The 14,454-nt window shown below is 33.7% G+C and carries 15 protein-coding genes; 5 read left to right on the top strand and 10 right to left on the bottom strand.

Annotated features, from left to right (window positions below):
• Position 1 precedes the first annotated feature (1 nt).
• Entirely contained in the window at positions 2-2,527 is a 2,526-nt protein-coding gene (locus H7350_RS07315) for a DUF5916 domain-containing protein (RefSeq protein WP_204345246.1), read from the bottom strand.
• Between the two features lie 213 nt (positions 2,528-2,740).
• Between H7350_RS07315 and folE the strand changes: the two genes are divergently transcribed.
• Together folE and H7350_RS07305 are read left to right on the top strand one after the other, a co-directional pair.
• Positions 2,741-3,337 (top strand): GTP cyclohydrolase I FolE, encoded by a 597-nt coding sequence (gene folE / locus H7350_RS07310; protein WP_204345245.1) that lies wholly within the window; start codon positions 2,741-2,743, stop codon positions 3,335-3,337.
• 50 nt (positions 3,338-3,387) lie between these two features.
• Positions 3,388-3,672: a hypothetical protein gene (locus H7350_RS07305; protein ID WP_204345244.1), complete on the top strand. Its 285-nt coding sequence runs from the start codon at positions 3,388-3,390 to the stop codon at positions 3,670-3,672.
• 53 nt (positions 3,673-3,725) lie between these two features.
• Here the strand turns inward: H7350_RS07305 and H7350_RS07300 are convergent, their stop codons facing one another.
• The 9 genes from H7350_RS07300 to H7350_RS07260 all read right to left on the bottom strand — a co-directional run bounded on the left by H7350_RS07300 (position 3,726) and on the right by H7350_RS07260 (position 12,263).
• Positions 3,726-4,301, bottom strand: a complete 576-nt coding sequence (locus H7350_RS07300) for a type 1 periplasmic binding fold superfamily protein (protein WP_204345243.1) — start codon at positions 4,299-4,301, stop codon at positions 3,726-3,728.
• Positions 4,302-4,363: 62 nt separating this feature from the next.
• On the bottom strand, positions 4,364-6,772 hold the full coding sequence (locus H7350_RS07295) for a TonB-dependent receptor (RefSeq protein ID WP_204345242.1): 2,409 nt from the start codon (positions 6,770-6,772) through the stop codon (positions 4,364-4,366).
• Between the two features lie 40 nt (positions 6,773-6,812).
• Positions 6,813-7,148: a hypothetical protein gene (locus tag H7350_RS07290; protein WP_204345241.1), complete on the bottom strand. Its 336-nt coding sequence runs from the start codon at positions 7,146-7,148 to the stop codon at positions 6,813-6,815.
• Positions 7,148-7,645, bottom strand: coding sequence for a DUF6787 family protein (locus H7350_RS07285; protein WP_204345240.1), 498 nt, complete (start codon positions 7,643-7,645; stop codon positions 7,148-7,150). The genes H7350_RS07290 and H7350_RS07285 overlap by 1 nt, the downstream gene beginning before the upstream one ends.
• A gap of 27 nt (positions 7,646-7,672) precedes the next feature.
• Complete coding sequence (locus H7350_RS07280; protein WP_204345239.1) at positions 7,673-8,104, bottom strand: DUF6146 family protein; 432 nt, start codon at positions 8,102-8,104, stop codon at positions 7,673-7,675.
• 196 nt (positions 8,105-8,300) lie between these two features.
• On the bottom strand, positions 8,301-8,939 hold the full coding sequence (locus tag H7350_RS07275; RefSeq protein WP_204345238.1) for a DUF937 domain-containing protein: 639 nt from the start codon (positions 8,937-8,939) through the stop codon (positions 8,301-8,303).
• Between the two features lie 108 nt (positions 8,940-9,047).
• Positions 9,048-9,998, bottom strand: coding sequence for a D-2-hydroxyacid dehydrogenase (locus H7350_RS07270; RefSeq protein ID WP_204345237.1), 951 nt, complete (start codon positions 9,996-9,998; stop codon positions 9,048-9,050).
• A gap of 11 nt (positions 9,999-10,009) precedes the next feature.
• On the bottom strand, positions 10,010-11,071 hold the full coding sequence (serC, locus tag H7350_RS07265) for a 3-phosphoserine/phosphohydroxythreonine transaminase (RefSeq protein ID WP_204345236.1): 1,062 nt from the start codon (positions 11,069-11,071) through the stop codon (positions 10,010-10,012).
• Positions 11,072-11,201: 130 nt separating this feature from the next.
• Positions 11,202-12,263 (bottom strand): acyl-CoA reductase, encoded by a 1,062-nt coding sequence (locus tag H7350_RS07260; protein WP_204345235.1) that lies wholly within the window; start codon positions 12,261-12,263, stop codon positions 11,202-11,204.
• Positions 12,264-12,339: 76 nt separating this feature from the next.
• Here H7350_RS07260 and H7350_RS07255 point away from each other — a divergent pair, with 76 nt between their 5' ends.
• The 3 genes from H7350_RS07255 to H7350_RS07245 all read left to right on the top strand — a co-directional run bounded on the left by H7350_RS07255 (position 12,340) and on the right by H7350_RS07245 (position 14,360).
• A complete protein-coding gene (locus tag H7350_RS07255) occupies positions 12,340-12,693 on the top strand; it encodes a 4Fe-4S dicluster domain-containing protein (protein WP_204345234.1) in 354 nt (117 codons plus the stop codon).
• A gap of 108 nt (positions 12,694-12,801) precedes the next feature.
• Positions 12,802-13,896, top strand: coding sequence for a redox-regulated ATPase YchF (gene ychF, locus H7350_RS07250; RefSeq protein ID WP_204345233.1), 1,095 nt, complete (start codon positions 12,802-12,804; stop codon positions 13,894-13,896).
• Positions 13,896-14,360, top strand: coding sequence for an SRPBCC family protein (locus H7350_RS07245; RefSeq protein WP_204345232.1), 465 nt, complete (start codon positions 13,896-13,898; stop codon positions 14,358-14,360). The genes ychF and H7350_RS07245 overlap by 1 nt, the downstream gene beginning before the upstream one ends.
• Positions 14,361-14,454 lie beyond the last annotated feature (94 nt).

Below are 14,454 nucleotides of genomic sequence, written 5' to 3'. Positions count from 1 at the left end.
ATTAAAGAATCGTCATGTTAGGATTCATAAGTTGCGACAACTTACTCACTTTGTCTACCGATTGGTTTTTCTTTTTAAAGATGCTTTTTATGCCTCCATAATCGATAAAGTATTGTAAACGAATAGATAAAATATGTTGCATATCCTGATCTAATAAGTTGTTGAGGCTATCAAAAAAGTTCTCATCTGCGAGCGCATTAGAATTGAATAATTGATTTCTGTAAAGCGCTGTTAAAAAGCTTCCAGGAGCAAACTGCCACGAATAACTTAAATCAACATTCCATGTGCTAAAGTTAATATCTGAAGACTCTAAACCAAGTTGCGAAAAGGTGTTTGGAGATTGAATCAGTCGACCATTGTCTTGTAAAAAGTAAGGGTTGTCTTCATAATTTACTGTTGTCCAATAATTTCTAAACGTTAGGTTTATAGAATTAAAAGGGTCAAAATTGTAGCCGCCAGAGATTCTGTTCACTATGGTTAGCTGATCACGCTGACCAAATATAATTTGATTATCAATACTGTTTGAATTGTTTGCGTAGCCTCTGTCTTTCCATTCATTTTCATAACTGAAAGAGTAGGAGACTAAAAACTTATCGCTAAACTGTATTCTAGGACCAACGCTAAACCATAAAACCTTATAATCTCTTTCTTTTTCAAATAAAGTAGCGCCACCAATATTGGCATCAATTGCGAGAGGCTTGTTATAATTACTAGAAATCCAAACGTTTCCGTTTACTCGATTTTCATAAATAAAAAAGCGTTTGTTTTCAAAATCTCGAGGTTCAAAAAAATCATACTGTTTGCCCATTTGATAATTGATGTTTCCACCAAAATCCATGAGTTCCTTTTTTGTTTTTCCGTTGAGACTAACACCTGCATTCTGACCAGAAAATTTACTAGGACTAAATAGTCTCCTGTAGTTGTACCACGCACCAACGTAGAAATTATTTAACTTTTTTGTAGGTTCAAAGATTTGATACCAGGCGTCTACACCAAAATTATTAAAGTTATTAGTATTGTTTAACCCAAGGTCATTAATGTTAAAATTTTCGTTAGAAAAACTATGATCAAAACTATATCTAAATTTTCCGTGCGCTTTACGTACATAAATAAAAGAGCTTAATCCGGTTTCAATTCCATCTGCGAGGTTTCGGTTGCTCATTTTGACATCACCTCGAATATTATAGGTGTTTCGTTTATTAAAAACATTAGCAACCAATGCGGTGACATTAGCATCTCTAAAATGTCCTTCTCTGGTTACATTTGTATTAACAACTGCTATTGACGAATTGCCATTAAACTGTTGATCCAAAACAAAAATATTATAGTTTGTAAACGGTTCTACAGTTTCGGTTCTTGTTTCACCTGTCTCAGTATTTAAAATTCTGGCATCTGTTTTTTCGGTAATGGCGTTAAAAAAACCTACACCTAATCCTTTTTTAGTACGTCCTGATACTTTTACGGCGTTTAAGACTTTAACTTCCTTAATGTCATTGGTAACTTGTTCGTTATCGGCTAAATTAGGTCTTCTTGAAGGATGACCACCAACACGTCGTGAGAAAAACAAATTCCCTTTATTAAAAAGGTCGACGCCTTCAGTAAAGAATTGTCGCTGATCGCTGAATGTCTGTTCAAAAGGACCAAGGTTTAGACTTAAGTTATCAAAGCCAGCCTGACTGAAATCTGGAATCAATGTGGCGTCTAGAGTAATGTTTTCAGTGATTCCATATTTAACATCCATTCCAATATTAAAATTGGGTTTGTCCATATTGTCAAAAACTGTCGAAGCAAAAGGATATAGGTTAAGCCTTACAGGAGGCTCTATATCTTTGATTCCATTTAATTCACCATGATATAAACCAATATTACCTTTAGTGACATCTAAAGGGTTCCAGGTGTACTGTTCATTGTTTCGTCTAAATCGTCTGTGAAACTGTAATCCCCATGTTTCAACATCTGTTGAAAAACGTAAAGCACGATACGGTATTTTCATTTCTACAGCCCAGCCATCATCATTGATTTGAACTGCGCTATCCCAAACAGCATTCCACCCAAAATCTTCACCATTACTCGGGTTAGCAACTGCATCGGCTTGTGTTCCGGAGGTAAATACAAAAAACTCTGTATCATTTTGTGCATCGTTATTAGGGTTTAAAACGACTAGAAAAAAATCGGATTGTCCAAAATTATCTCGACTTGTAAATTGTTTGGAAATTAGCTTAGGATCATCATACATATAAGCTGCGACATAAATACCTGAGTCATCATAAGCCATTTTTACAACAGTTTTGATGTCTTCTGTAGCAGCTTTACCCATATCAGGTCGAAATTGAATAAAATCTGTAGCGATATCTGCGTTTTCCCAAACGAGGTCATTTAATATACCGTCAATTTTTGGTGCAGTTGTGGTTCTGGATATTTGAAGTTGTTTTTTTTCAATAACTTCTTCTTGTGTAGTGTCTGAGTCTTGCGCATAAGCACAATAGCTTAATGTAAATAAAGCGATAAATACGAAACGAAAGTTCATAATTATTTGATTGATGATTAGTGTTCGATTGTAATAATGACACTAAAAAAATTAGTTTGTTACAGTTAGGTACACAAATCTACCCACGGAACTTGGTCAATTTTCATAATTAAACGTTAAAAAGAAACCTATATTGTTAATGTTTTGGTAAGATACTTTGAAATGAAGTCGTCATATTTTTATTATTTTTAAGCAAAATAATTCCTACAACACATGCCATATCAAAAATTTGAAGAGTATAATATAAAGGTTACCGACGATGTTAAGCAGCGGTATGAACAAATCATAAAAGATCTGGGAGAAGATACGACTCGAGACGGTTTGTTAAAAACGCCAGAGCGCGCTTCAAAAGCCATGCAGTTTTTAACTCAGGGTTATAACCAGGATGCTGCTGAAATTTTAAAAAGCGCCATGTTTAAAGAGTCTTATAATGAAATGGTGATTGTTAAGGATATTGAATTGTATTCGTTATGTGAGCATCATATTTTGCCTTTTTTTGGAAAAGCACATATCGCTTATATTCCTAATGGTCACATAGTTGGATTGAGTAAAATACCTCGAATAGTAGATGTATTTTCGAGACGATTACAAGTTCAGGAACGTTTAACTGAGCAGATACTCGATTGTATTAATGACACATTAAAACCCGAAGGTGTTGCAGTCGTTATTGAAGCCTCACACATGTGTATGATGATGCGAGGTGTTCAAAAACAAAACTCCACAACGACAACATCCGGATTTAGAGGTGCTTTTGAAAAAATGGAAACCAGAACCGAGTTTTTAAAACTCATAAGTGAAAAATTGTCATAGTTTAAATTTTGGAATGTTATTTGCTTTATAATAAGTAAATTACAATATATATGACATTAGAAAATCTTTCAAAAAATAAAAAGTTAATACTAAGTATCTTATTTGATGCTATTGGGATGATTCCATTTATTGATTTGTTATGGGCACCGCTTTCAGGGTACTTGATGACAAAATTATATAAAGGAAATACAGGTAGATTAGCAGGTATTTTTTCCTTTATAGAAGAAATCATTCCTGGTACAGATTTTATTCCTTCATTTACAATTATGTGGTTTTATACGCATGTTTTTTCTTCGGAAAAGAAACCTGAAGATACTGTAGTAGATCTTAATTAAAAAAAAACGCTCAAAATAATTTGAGCGTTTTTTATATCTAAGTTATTCTAAAATTATTGGATACTTACACCTGTAAATGTAACATCAACATCTGAAGAACCTCCAGATTGTGTTCCAAATTCATTGCTATCATCTACAGATTCAGATTCGTGAAATAGTTGTACTCTAATAGTTCCAGTACTTGCAGTATTTGCGACCCAAGAAGTTTCAAAACCTAATTTATTACCATCAGCTCTTTCAACGTCATTTGTAGATCGCGTAAAGTTCATATCTAATCCGTTTACGGTATAAATAAAGAAGTGCTCGTCTGGTTCTACATCTGTAACTTCGATAGTAATATCCTCATTTTCTATAGAATTAAATAAACTTATTGTGGCAGTATATGTTGCACCAGCAGTAAAATGACCAGTTATGGTTTGAACGGGATTTAAAGGTCCGTCTTCGCCGTCTTCATCTACACTTAGTAGTACAACCACATCGTTAGCATCAGCATCATTAGTAAACGATAACGTCACATCTGTGATTACCTCTTCTTCGTTGGGTTGACTTGGTGCATCGTCATCACTTGAACATGACACCAGAACGCTTAAACATAATATTGTACTTAATATAAATTTACTTGTCTTCATAATGTTTGAGTTTAAATAGTTGATTTTCATAGTTTTAATATTTTTATTATTTGAGTTCATAATTAATAATTTAATTTTAATTGTAAGGTTAAGTTTCTTCCTAAATCATCTGCAAAATATCTCAGTCGGTTTAGGTAATTTCTGTAGGATGTATCAAATATGTTATTGATGCCTAGAGCAATATTTAAATTTGTTTTGTTGCTCAAAGCAAAAGTAGCTTCACTTTGAAAGTGAAATAAATGATATCCTGGTGGAGGAGTGCTAATATCTAAAAGCGCTATCTCTCCAGTACTTGGATTCTCTAGTTCAAAATTGAAATCTGGGAATTCATTTTGCTCAAAAACCCATTCGGATTGTATACTGGCTGAAAAATTATGCCATTCATTGTTACTATATTTTATAGTATTAACAGTATTGAATGATGGCATATCAATTAAAGGTTGGCTATCGTCATCATACCCTTTAATAAATGATGATTTATTATGCCAATTAAATCGATTAGCAAAATCATAGCTTAAAGTAATATCAGTACCAAATAATTGGGCATTGGTTTGTTCATATTCCCAAACAGGGAAAGCACCTCTGTTACTTTGGAGCACACCAGTAGGTCTCAAATACATGTAATCGTTTATAGCATTGTAGAACAGTTCGGCTGTAAGGTTGAAATTCGTGTTTTCATAACCATAAGTTGTTGATATTCTATGTGCTATTTCTGGATTCAATCTTAAGTCACCTAATTCTATGCGTGCTGCTGAATGATGTAATCCATCGCTAAATAATTCAGCTGGATTTGGTGGTCTGCTTGATAAACTTAAATTGACTAAAATATAATTCTTATCGTTGAAGTCATATCTAGAACCAATAGATGCCGATATATTGTGAAAATTGAATATAGGATTTGCAAGTAAATCAGATCCGAAATCCTGACCGTCTTCAGGAGGAACTACAAAATGTGCAAAATCCTCATCATAACCACGCTCTGTCCAACGTGAGACCCGATAGAATTTTAGAGCGTCAACGCGATTAAAATCATATCGTAATCCTCCGTCGATTAGAAGGTTATCGTTAAGTTGTAATTCAGACGTTATATATGTACCAAAATCATATTTTTCGTAGTTTGGTATTAAACGTCTAACTCCAGTATTTGGAGCGTAATTGTCTTGATAACGTGTTAAAATTCCAAAATTCACTTTGTGATTCAAATTTGCATCCAGATTAACATCAGCAAGTAAAGTATGTGTTTGCAATGTTAAATCTAAAGCAGCTTCATTATTAAGTTCACCACGTCTAATATCAAATTCTAAACGTCTGTTGTTTTGATAATCATATTGTAAACTTAGTTTACCAAAATTCTTAAATCGTTTAAAATATTTCCCTTTAAGCAGATGATGGGTTATCTCTTGTTTGGGATTATCGATATCATAACTAAAGTCCCTTATAATAGTAGGCTCTTTAGAATTTATTGCATTTATTAAATCATTTACATTACCAATATGTGAAGCGCTTAAAATTGCTATTTCACTATGGATATAACTGTAGAATAGTTCAAAACCAGATTCGAAATTGTTCTTTCCTGACTGAACTGAAATGCTTTGAGATTGCAATCCAGTATTGGTTAAATTATAGTCTGGAGCCTTAAAATCACCATTTTGTTTTAAACTACCTTGAACATTAGCAAACCAACCAGATTTATAACTCTTATGCAATGAAGAAGTTAGGTTGTAACCTCTTCCGTTAGTTTGTCCGCCAATTATTGTCTTACCGTAAAGGCTATCTTTTCTAATAATCCTACTGGGCTTAATTACAACTACGCCACCAATGGCATCACCACCATAAGCCAAAGCACCAGATCCTTTAATGACAGAAATCTGATTTGCACTATTAATATCAATGTTTGGTGCGTGTTCGATGCCCCATTCTTGATCTTGTAAACGTACATCATTATTAAGAATTAACAGTCTACTACTATGCAATCCGTTAATCATTGGTTTTACTATGCTATTTCCGGTGTTTATTGACGACACACCTGAAACCTCTTTTAGAGCATCACCTAAACTAAGATGACTATACTGTTCAATAGTACTTGTTTTTAATACGGTTTCCTGAGCAGTTTTAGTTGTATTTCTATAAGCACTTCCTTTAACAGCAACCTCATTTAATTCTTCGATATGATGCTCTAAAGCAATAGATTTAAAAGCATCACCAGAAATATCGATAGTCGTTGTTTTCGTTTCACAACCAATATGCGATATCACTAAAGTTATCTCACCTTTACACAAGTCTTCAATCTTAAACTTTCCGTCGAAGTCTGAAATAATGTACTTGTCTAATTGTTTAATATAAATGTTAGCTGCTGTAATCGGTGTACCATCATGGAAATCTTTAACTTCTCCTAAAAGGGTAAAATTACAGTTTTGAGCATGATGTAATCCAAAAACGAATAACATCAAACTCATGAAATAATATTTCATCAAAAGTTATTTAATGTAAATGAAAAAAGGGTATGAGTATTTACATTAGATGCGGTGGACCTCGAAGAAAAGAGGTGAGTTGTTTATGACTTTTTAAGTACGTATAATAAGCAGTTTCAGAAGTATTTGTATACGAACTACTTTCAATATTATAATTGGTAAACTCAAAAAATAAATTTTGATTGATTTTAAATTTATAAAACTCGCAGTCAAAATCTACTTTGTGGAAATGCGTTTGGTTTTTTTCAATACACACTTCGTGTTGATGATCATGGGTTATGGCATGAGATAACTTAACCACAGAAGGCAATACCATTATAAACGCTATCAGTAGAGTAGCGATACGAAATGAGATATGATATTCTTTTTTTTCCATTAATCAATAAACTTTCCTAAGCCAAATCGTCGGAGCATTTTTTTTTCAAATTCCCAAAAGAATTTAAATTGTCCGAAAAGCCATCCAAATGCTACTAATAATATTTGGTAGAAAACGAGCCCAATAATAATAAATAAAACCCAATAAAGTATAGGGTTTAAGTTTTCTTTAGTAATTCCTATGAGTTTCATAATAGGACGCCCAACAAACATTGAAGACGATCCAGTAACAGCAAATACGATAAAGATGCGAATCATTTCCCATCGGTGATTTACTATCCATTTGTGTTCTAGTTTTTTAAAAATAAACAAGGTAAGTTTCAGCAGGAAAATAAAAATTATTACAGCTAATACTATAGTTATATATAACGCATAGGCTTTAGTGAATAACAAGGCCAATTTATAAGCACTGTATAATAAACCAATGATGCCTAAAAAAGGAAAGAGAAGCTGCCAATTTTGATGTATATCCCAATTGGATTTAAAGTTCTTTAGCATAGCATAATTTTGCTGTGCAAAGATAATTTAAATTCTAGGAATAAACGTAGAAAGTTTTTGATTATAGGTTAATTGAAAGTAAATGAAATAGTTATATAATTTGTAATTTACTTCATAGCCATAATCTATATTTGGGTTGTAATCGATTTGCATTCCGTATAAGTTGGGATCAAACCTATTAACTTGTAATACTCTAGAGTTCCAAGCTTGAACGTAGATTTGATTTCTAGATTCCATATAGGATTGCGAGTAGTAACCTTCTGGCCTTGCCATAGAGATTAACCACGAATTAAATCCAGGTTCTATAATTATAATTTCATATTCGATATCATCATTTGCAATTCTAACGATGTCTTCTTCAGGAACAGAAGATTGACTATTATCGCTTACAGCAGATTGTGATGCGCCACAACCGCTAAGAAAAAAAGAGAGGACTATTATATATAAAGAATGTTTCATGGCGTTTTTATTTTAAAGTTACGAAAATCATTTTAGGTTCAGTTTTATGTTTTAATATATCTCAAAAATAGAGATCACTAGTAATAGCAAAAACCTATAATGAGTAAACGCTGTTTTTCATTGAGTAAACGTCATTTTGGTGTATAAAAAAAGCCAAACTTATCTGTTTGGCTTTTGTTTTATTTTAAGGAATTATTTATTTCCCGCCAAAAAGACCACCTAGTAAACCACCAAGTCCACCTTTTTTATTAGCATTTCCTAATACCATACCAGCAACATCATCAATAACACTTCCGTCACCATCTGCATCTAATATTTTTTCTAAGAAACTTTGCTCTTGTTTTGCTTCGCTACCACCAAGTAAACCACCAAGTAAGCCACCTAAATCATTAGAAGAACTCACATTGTTTTGTCTGGCTTGCTTTCCTAAAACACCCATAAGTATAGGAGCAGCCACTTTAAGAATGTTTCCAACAGAACCTGCATCTAATCCAGATTTTTCTCCAAGAATTTTTTCAACGCCTTGTTGCTTGCTACCTAATACATGTCCAAGAATTTTACTACCATCTTGTTTCACCTCTTCATCAACGCCTCCGCCAAATAAACCACCTAAATTGTCTAAGATGCTTCCGTCGTGTTTACTGCTAAGGGCTCCCATTAATCCTTCTGCACCTTGAGGTGTTGAAGCATTTCGTTCCATTGCTTTCATTAATACTGGTAAAGCCATTGTTAAAACACTACTGGTTTTGTTTTGATCTGTTCCTGTAGATCCAGAGACTCCACTAATAATTGTTTTACCAAGGTCACTGTTTAATAAGTCTAAAATTCCTGACATAATTTAATTTAAATAAGGTTAATATAATTGGACTTTCAATGTACAAAAAAAAGTCCTAACATAATTAGGACTCATTTTTTTATATAAGGTCACATGTTAAGTGATAAATTATTTTAATATGCTAATAATTTGTTCAGCTAATTCAGTACCAATTCTATCTTGAGCTTCATTTGTTGCAGCTCCAGTATGAGGAGTTAAAGATAATGCAGAATTCATTAATAATTGAATTTCAGGTTTAGGTTCTTTTTCAAACACATCTAATGCCGCTCTAGAAACTTTACCGCTTTCAATAGCTTTAACAAGTGCTACTTCATTTACTACACCACCACGTGCTGCATTAGCAATGATAACACCGTCTTTCATTTGTTTGAATTCAGCTTCATCAATTACATAATCTTTTTGCGCCGGAACATGAAGAGTTAAAAAATCAGCTTGTTTTAAGACCTCTTCTTTAGAAATTGTTTTGATTTCAAAATTAACTTTTTGTCCATCAAAGAAACTCAACTCTAAGTCGGCTTTTTCTAAAAAAGGATCAAAGGCAACAACTTTCATACCTGCTCCAATAGCAACTTTGGCTGTAGCTTGACCAATACGACCAAAACCTAAAACACCTAAAGTTTTTCCTTTTAATTCTGTTCCTTTTGCATAAGCCTTTTTCAAACCTTTGAAGTTAGCATCACCTTCTAAAGGCATATCTCGGTTAGAGTTATGTAAAAAACGAGCCAGACCATAAAAATGCCCAAATACCAACTCGGCAACCGAATGTGATGAAGCGGCCGGAGTATTAATAACGTGTAGCCCTTTACTACGTGCGTAGTCTACATCGATATTATCCATACCAACACCACCACGTCCGATAATTTTTAAACTAGGACAGTTGTCAATTATATCTTTTCTAACTGTTGTAGCACTTCTAACTAATAACACAGAAATTTCATTCTCGTTGATGTAGTTTTCTAATTGCTCTTGAGCTACTGTTGTGGTTAAAACTTCAAAACCTGCTTTTTCTAATGCATCTATTCCGCTTTGAGATACACCGTCATTTGCTAATACTTTCATGTAATTTATATTTATGCTTTTCTTTCTAATTCACTCATAACGTCTACTAAAACACCAACACTTTCTAGTGTTAAAGCGTTATACATTGATGCTCTGTAACCACCAACACTTCTATGACCATTTAAACCATTAATACCGGCTTCTTTTACCATCGTTTCAAAGGTTTCTTTTAAATCTTCGTTTGCAAGTGTAAAAGTTGCATTCATTGTAGAACGATCGGCTTTAGTAGCAAATCCTTTAAACAACGGATTTAAATCTATTTCAGAATAAATCAATTGCGCTTTCTTTTCGTTTTCTTTTTCTATAGCAGAAATACCTCCTAAACCTTTTAGCCATTCTAACGTTAACATAGAGGTGTAAACAGCAAATACAGGTGGCGTGTTGAACATGCTGCTTTTACTGATATGCACTTTGTAATCCATCATTGATGGAATTTTGCGAGACACTTTCCCTAAGACATCTTCTTTAATGACTACAAGCGTCGTACCTGCTGGTCCCATATTTTTTTGAGCACCTGCATAAATAATATCAAATTTTGAAAAATCCAGTTGACGAGAAAAAATATCGCTACTCATATCGCAAACCATTGGAATTGGAGCGTTAGGAAATTCTTTCATCTGTGTACCAAAAATGGTGTTATTTGATGTGCAGTGAAAATAATCGTAGTCACTAGGAATATCATATCCTTTAGGGATGTAATTATAATTAGCATCTTTTGAAGACGCTACTTCGTATATGTCATCATAGATTCTTGCTTCTTTAATAGCCTTATCACTCCAGGTTCCTGTGTTTAAGTAACCAGCACGCTTTTCAAGCATATTAAGTGCTACCATTAAAAACTGTGTGCTTGCACCTCCTTGAAGGAATAGTGCTTTATAGCCTTTGCCTTCTAAACCAAGAAGTTCAAGTGCAAGGGCTCTGGCGTTTTCCATGATATCTACAAAAGGTTTGCTTCTGTGGGAGATTTCTAATAGTGATAATCCGTTGTCAAAATTAATCACGGCTTCAGAAGCTTTTTGAAGAACGCTTCCTGGCAAAACACAAGGTCCTGCACTAAAATTATGTCTTTTCATCTGTTCGATTATTTATATAGTTCTTCTTATCTCAAATTTGGCTTGAGAGTTTACGAAAACTAGTTGAGATTTCAATCTCCACAAAGGTGGTAAATTCTGTAAAAAAATGTGTTATGAATTTGATAAATTATTAACAGATTTTCAACGAAAACGTAATAGTATCAACGTTATCCGCATAATCCCATAAATTTGGTAATTGTGTGTGGCCAAATTTAATTTCCTCATCTAAAATTCCGTTAGAAACCACACATTGAATTTTGTCTTTTTTATCATCGAGTGTTTCTAATAAGGTTTCTGTTGAAGTATAATATTCATAAAACACTGTAGCTATGGGAGATGAAAAGTTGTCATCTTCTTTAATCATTAAAAAGCCATTTTCTAACATTTCAAATTCACTCATTAAATACACTGCTTTATTGTAGTCATAGTTATTTGCGTATTTATTTTGGTGAATAATAGGGTTCCAATGGTACATTGCTTCAAAAAACTGCTGAAAATCATACGCTTTAGGAACAAACAATTTAGAGACATTTCTGCAACCTAAACCGTAATATCTAAAGATGTCTTCGGAAAGTGCTTTCAATTCATCTGTAGTTTCGTTTCCTGTAAGTATGGCAACCGAATTTCGATTTTTTCTAATAATAGAAGGGGTGTCTTTAAAATAGTATTCAAAATATCGTGCAGTATTGTCACTACCAGTAGCAATAATAGCATCGAAATCCGTAAGTTTTTTATCTGTAAATGAAATACGTCCTTTAAATTCGGGTTCTACGTATTCAATATATTTGGCTAAAAACGGAAGGAGGTGTTTGTCGTTTGACGATTGTTTTACTAGAACCTTCTGACCTGAAATCAGTACAGATAAAAAATCATGAAAACCTACTAAAGGGATGTTTCCCGCCATTATTATGGCAATTGTTTTAAGATTTTCATTGTTAAATTGATACTTTGAAAGCCATTTGTTAATAGTGTTTTCTTTCAGTTGGTTAGACCATCCTTGTAATGCAAAACATACATTTTCTTTTGTAAACCAGCCATTAGCTTCCTGAGCTAATTGTAATTGATGGGAAAAACCGTCAAAGAATAATTCATTATGTGGAATATCATCCTTCTTTTGAATGCCTTCATTAGTGAATTGACTTAAAAACTCACCTAATTTAACAAATGCGTTAATTCTTTGTTGTAAATCCATATTGTGTTTGGTTATACGATGTTTTGGCTTTATTTTTGCAACTGCAAATTTACACAAACTAGAAATAAAAATTACTATGGCAATTATAATAACAGACGAATGTATTAACTGTGGCGCATGCGAACCAGAATGCCCAAACACAGCGATATACGAAGGTGCTGATGATTGGAGATATAAAGATGGTACAAGTTTAGAAGGTAGTGTAGTGTTGCCAAACGGAAATGCTGTAGATGCTGATGAAGCTCAAGAACCGATAAGTGACGAGATTTATTATATTGTACCAGACAAATGTACTGAATGTAAAGGTTTTCATGAAGAACCTCAATGTGCTGCTGTTTGTCCTGTAGACTGCTGTGTTCCTGATGATGATCATGTGGAAACAGAAGAAGTACTTCTTGGGAAACAACGTTTTATGCATCCAGACGATTAAATTTTTAATCCTCATCTCAACATATATAAAATCCTGAGCTTTTGCTTGGGATTTTTTGTTAAAACAATAAGATATTTAATTACATTTGCAATCGCAAAATCAGAACTTATGAAAGCAGGAATCGTAGGATTACCAAACGTAGGAAAATCAACATTATTTAACTGTTTGTCTAATGCTAAAGCGCAAAGTGCAAACTTTCCGTTTTGTACTATAGAACCAAATATTGGTGTGGTCAATGTACCAGATCCTAGACTTCAAAAGCTAGAGTCTCTGGTAAATCCAGAACGTGTTATTCCAGCTACAGTTGAAATAGTAGATATAGCAGGATTGGTTAAAGGTGCAAGTAAAGGTGAAGGTTTAGGGAATCAGTTTTTAGGAAACATTCGTGAGACTGATGCAATTCTTCATGTGTTGCGTTGTTTTGATAATGAAAATATTGTGCATGTTGATGGTAGTGTTGATCCTATTCGTGATAAGGAAACTATCGATATGGAGCTGCAGTTAAAAGATTTAGAAACTGTTGAGAAAAAACTTGATAAAGTAAAACGAGCTGCTAAAACAGGAAATAAAGAAGCGCAAAAAGAAGAAGCTGTACTCTTAAAACTGAAAGCCGGATTAGAGGCTGGAACATCGGTAAGAGCTATCGAATTTAGTGATGAAGACCTAGAAGAGTTTGTAAATCCTGCCCAATTAATTACTGCAAAACCTGTAATGTATGTGTGTAATGTGGATGAAGGAAGTGCAGTGACAGGTAATGCTTATGTGGAACAGGTTCGTGAGGCTGTAAAAGATGAAAATGCCGAAGTTTTGGTGTTGGCAGTTGGTACAGAAGCCGATATTAACGAATTAGATGATTATGAAGAGCGTCAAATGTTTCTTCAGGATATTGGGTTAGACGAACCAGGTTCGGCTAAATTAATCCGATCGGCCTATAAGTTGTTAAATCAGCAAACCTATTTTACAGCTGGTGTTAAAGAGGTAAGAGCATGGACAGTTACCGTTGGTGCTACTGGTCCGCAAGCCGCAGGTGTTATTCATACCGATTTTGAAAAAGGATTTATTAGAGCCGAAGTCATTGCGTATGATGACTATATACAGTACGGAAGTGAAGCCAAAGTGAAAGAAGCTGGTAAAATGCGTGTTGAAGGAAAGAATTACATTGTCAAAGATGGTGATGTGATGCATTTCTTATTTAATGTGTAATGCCGCTTATAGACATTGAAACGTTCGTAGAGGCTGATATTTACAGTTGCTTTGATTTAGCGAGAAATATTGACTTTCATCAGGCATCTTTAGAACATTCAAACGAAAAAGCAATCGCAGGTAAAACCGCAGGCTTAATTGAATTGGGTGAATGGGTAACTTGGGAAGCCAAACATTTTGGAATCACGCAACAACTGACTTCAAAAATCACAGAGTTTGATCGTCCAAATTATTTTACAGATGAAATGGTTTCGGGTACGTTCAAATCTTTTAAACATGAACATCGGTTTATTTCCAAAGGTTCAGGAACGCTTATTAGAGATAAATTTTACTTTCAATCACCTTATGGTATCTTCGGAAAGTTAGCCAATATCTTATTTTTAAAGCGTTATATGAAACATCTATTAGAAACCAGAAACGCATTTTTAAAGGAAAAAGCAGAAGAATTATCTCATATCTCATAGATCTTCTATGTTCTCAACATAATTGGAACTTTATTGTTAATTACTTTGTGCTGTCCCTGTTTTATTTTTTATAACGTTATGTTATATTGCATTC

This window comes from Psychroserpens algicola (genome assembly GCF_014526325.1).
GTDB classification, from domain to species: Bacteria; Bacteroidota; Bacteroidia; order Flavobacteriales; family Flavobacteriaceae; genus Psychroserpens; species Psychroserpens algicola.
This window is presented reverse-complemented; position numbering and strand designations above follow the sequence as displayed.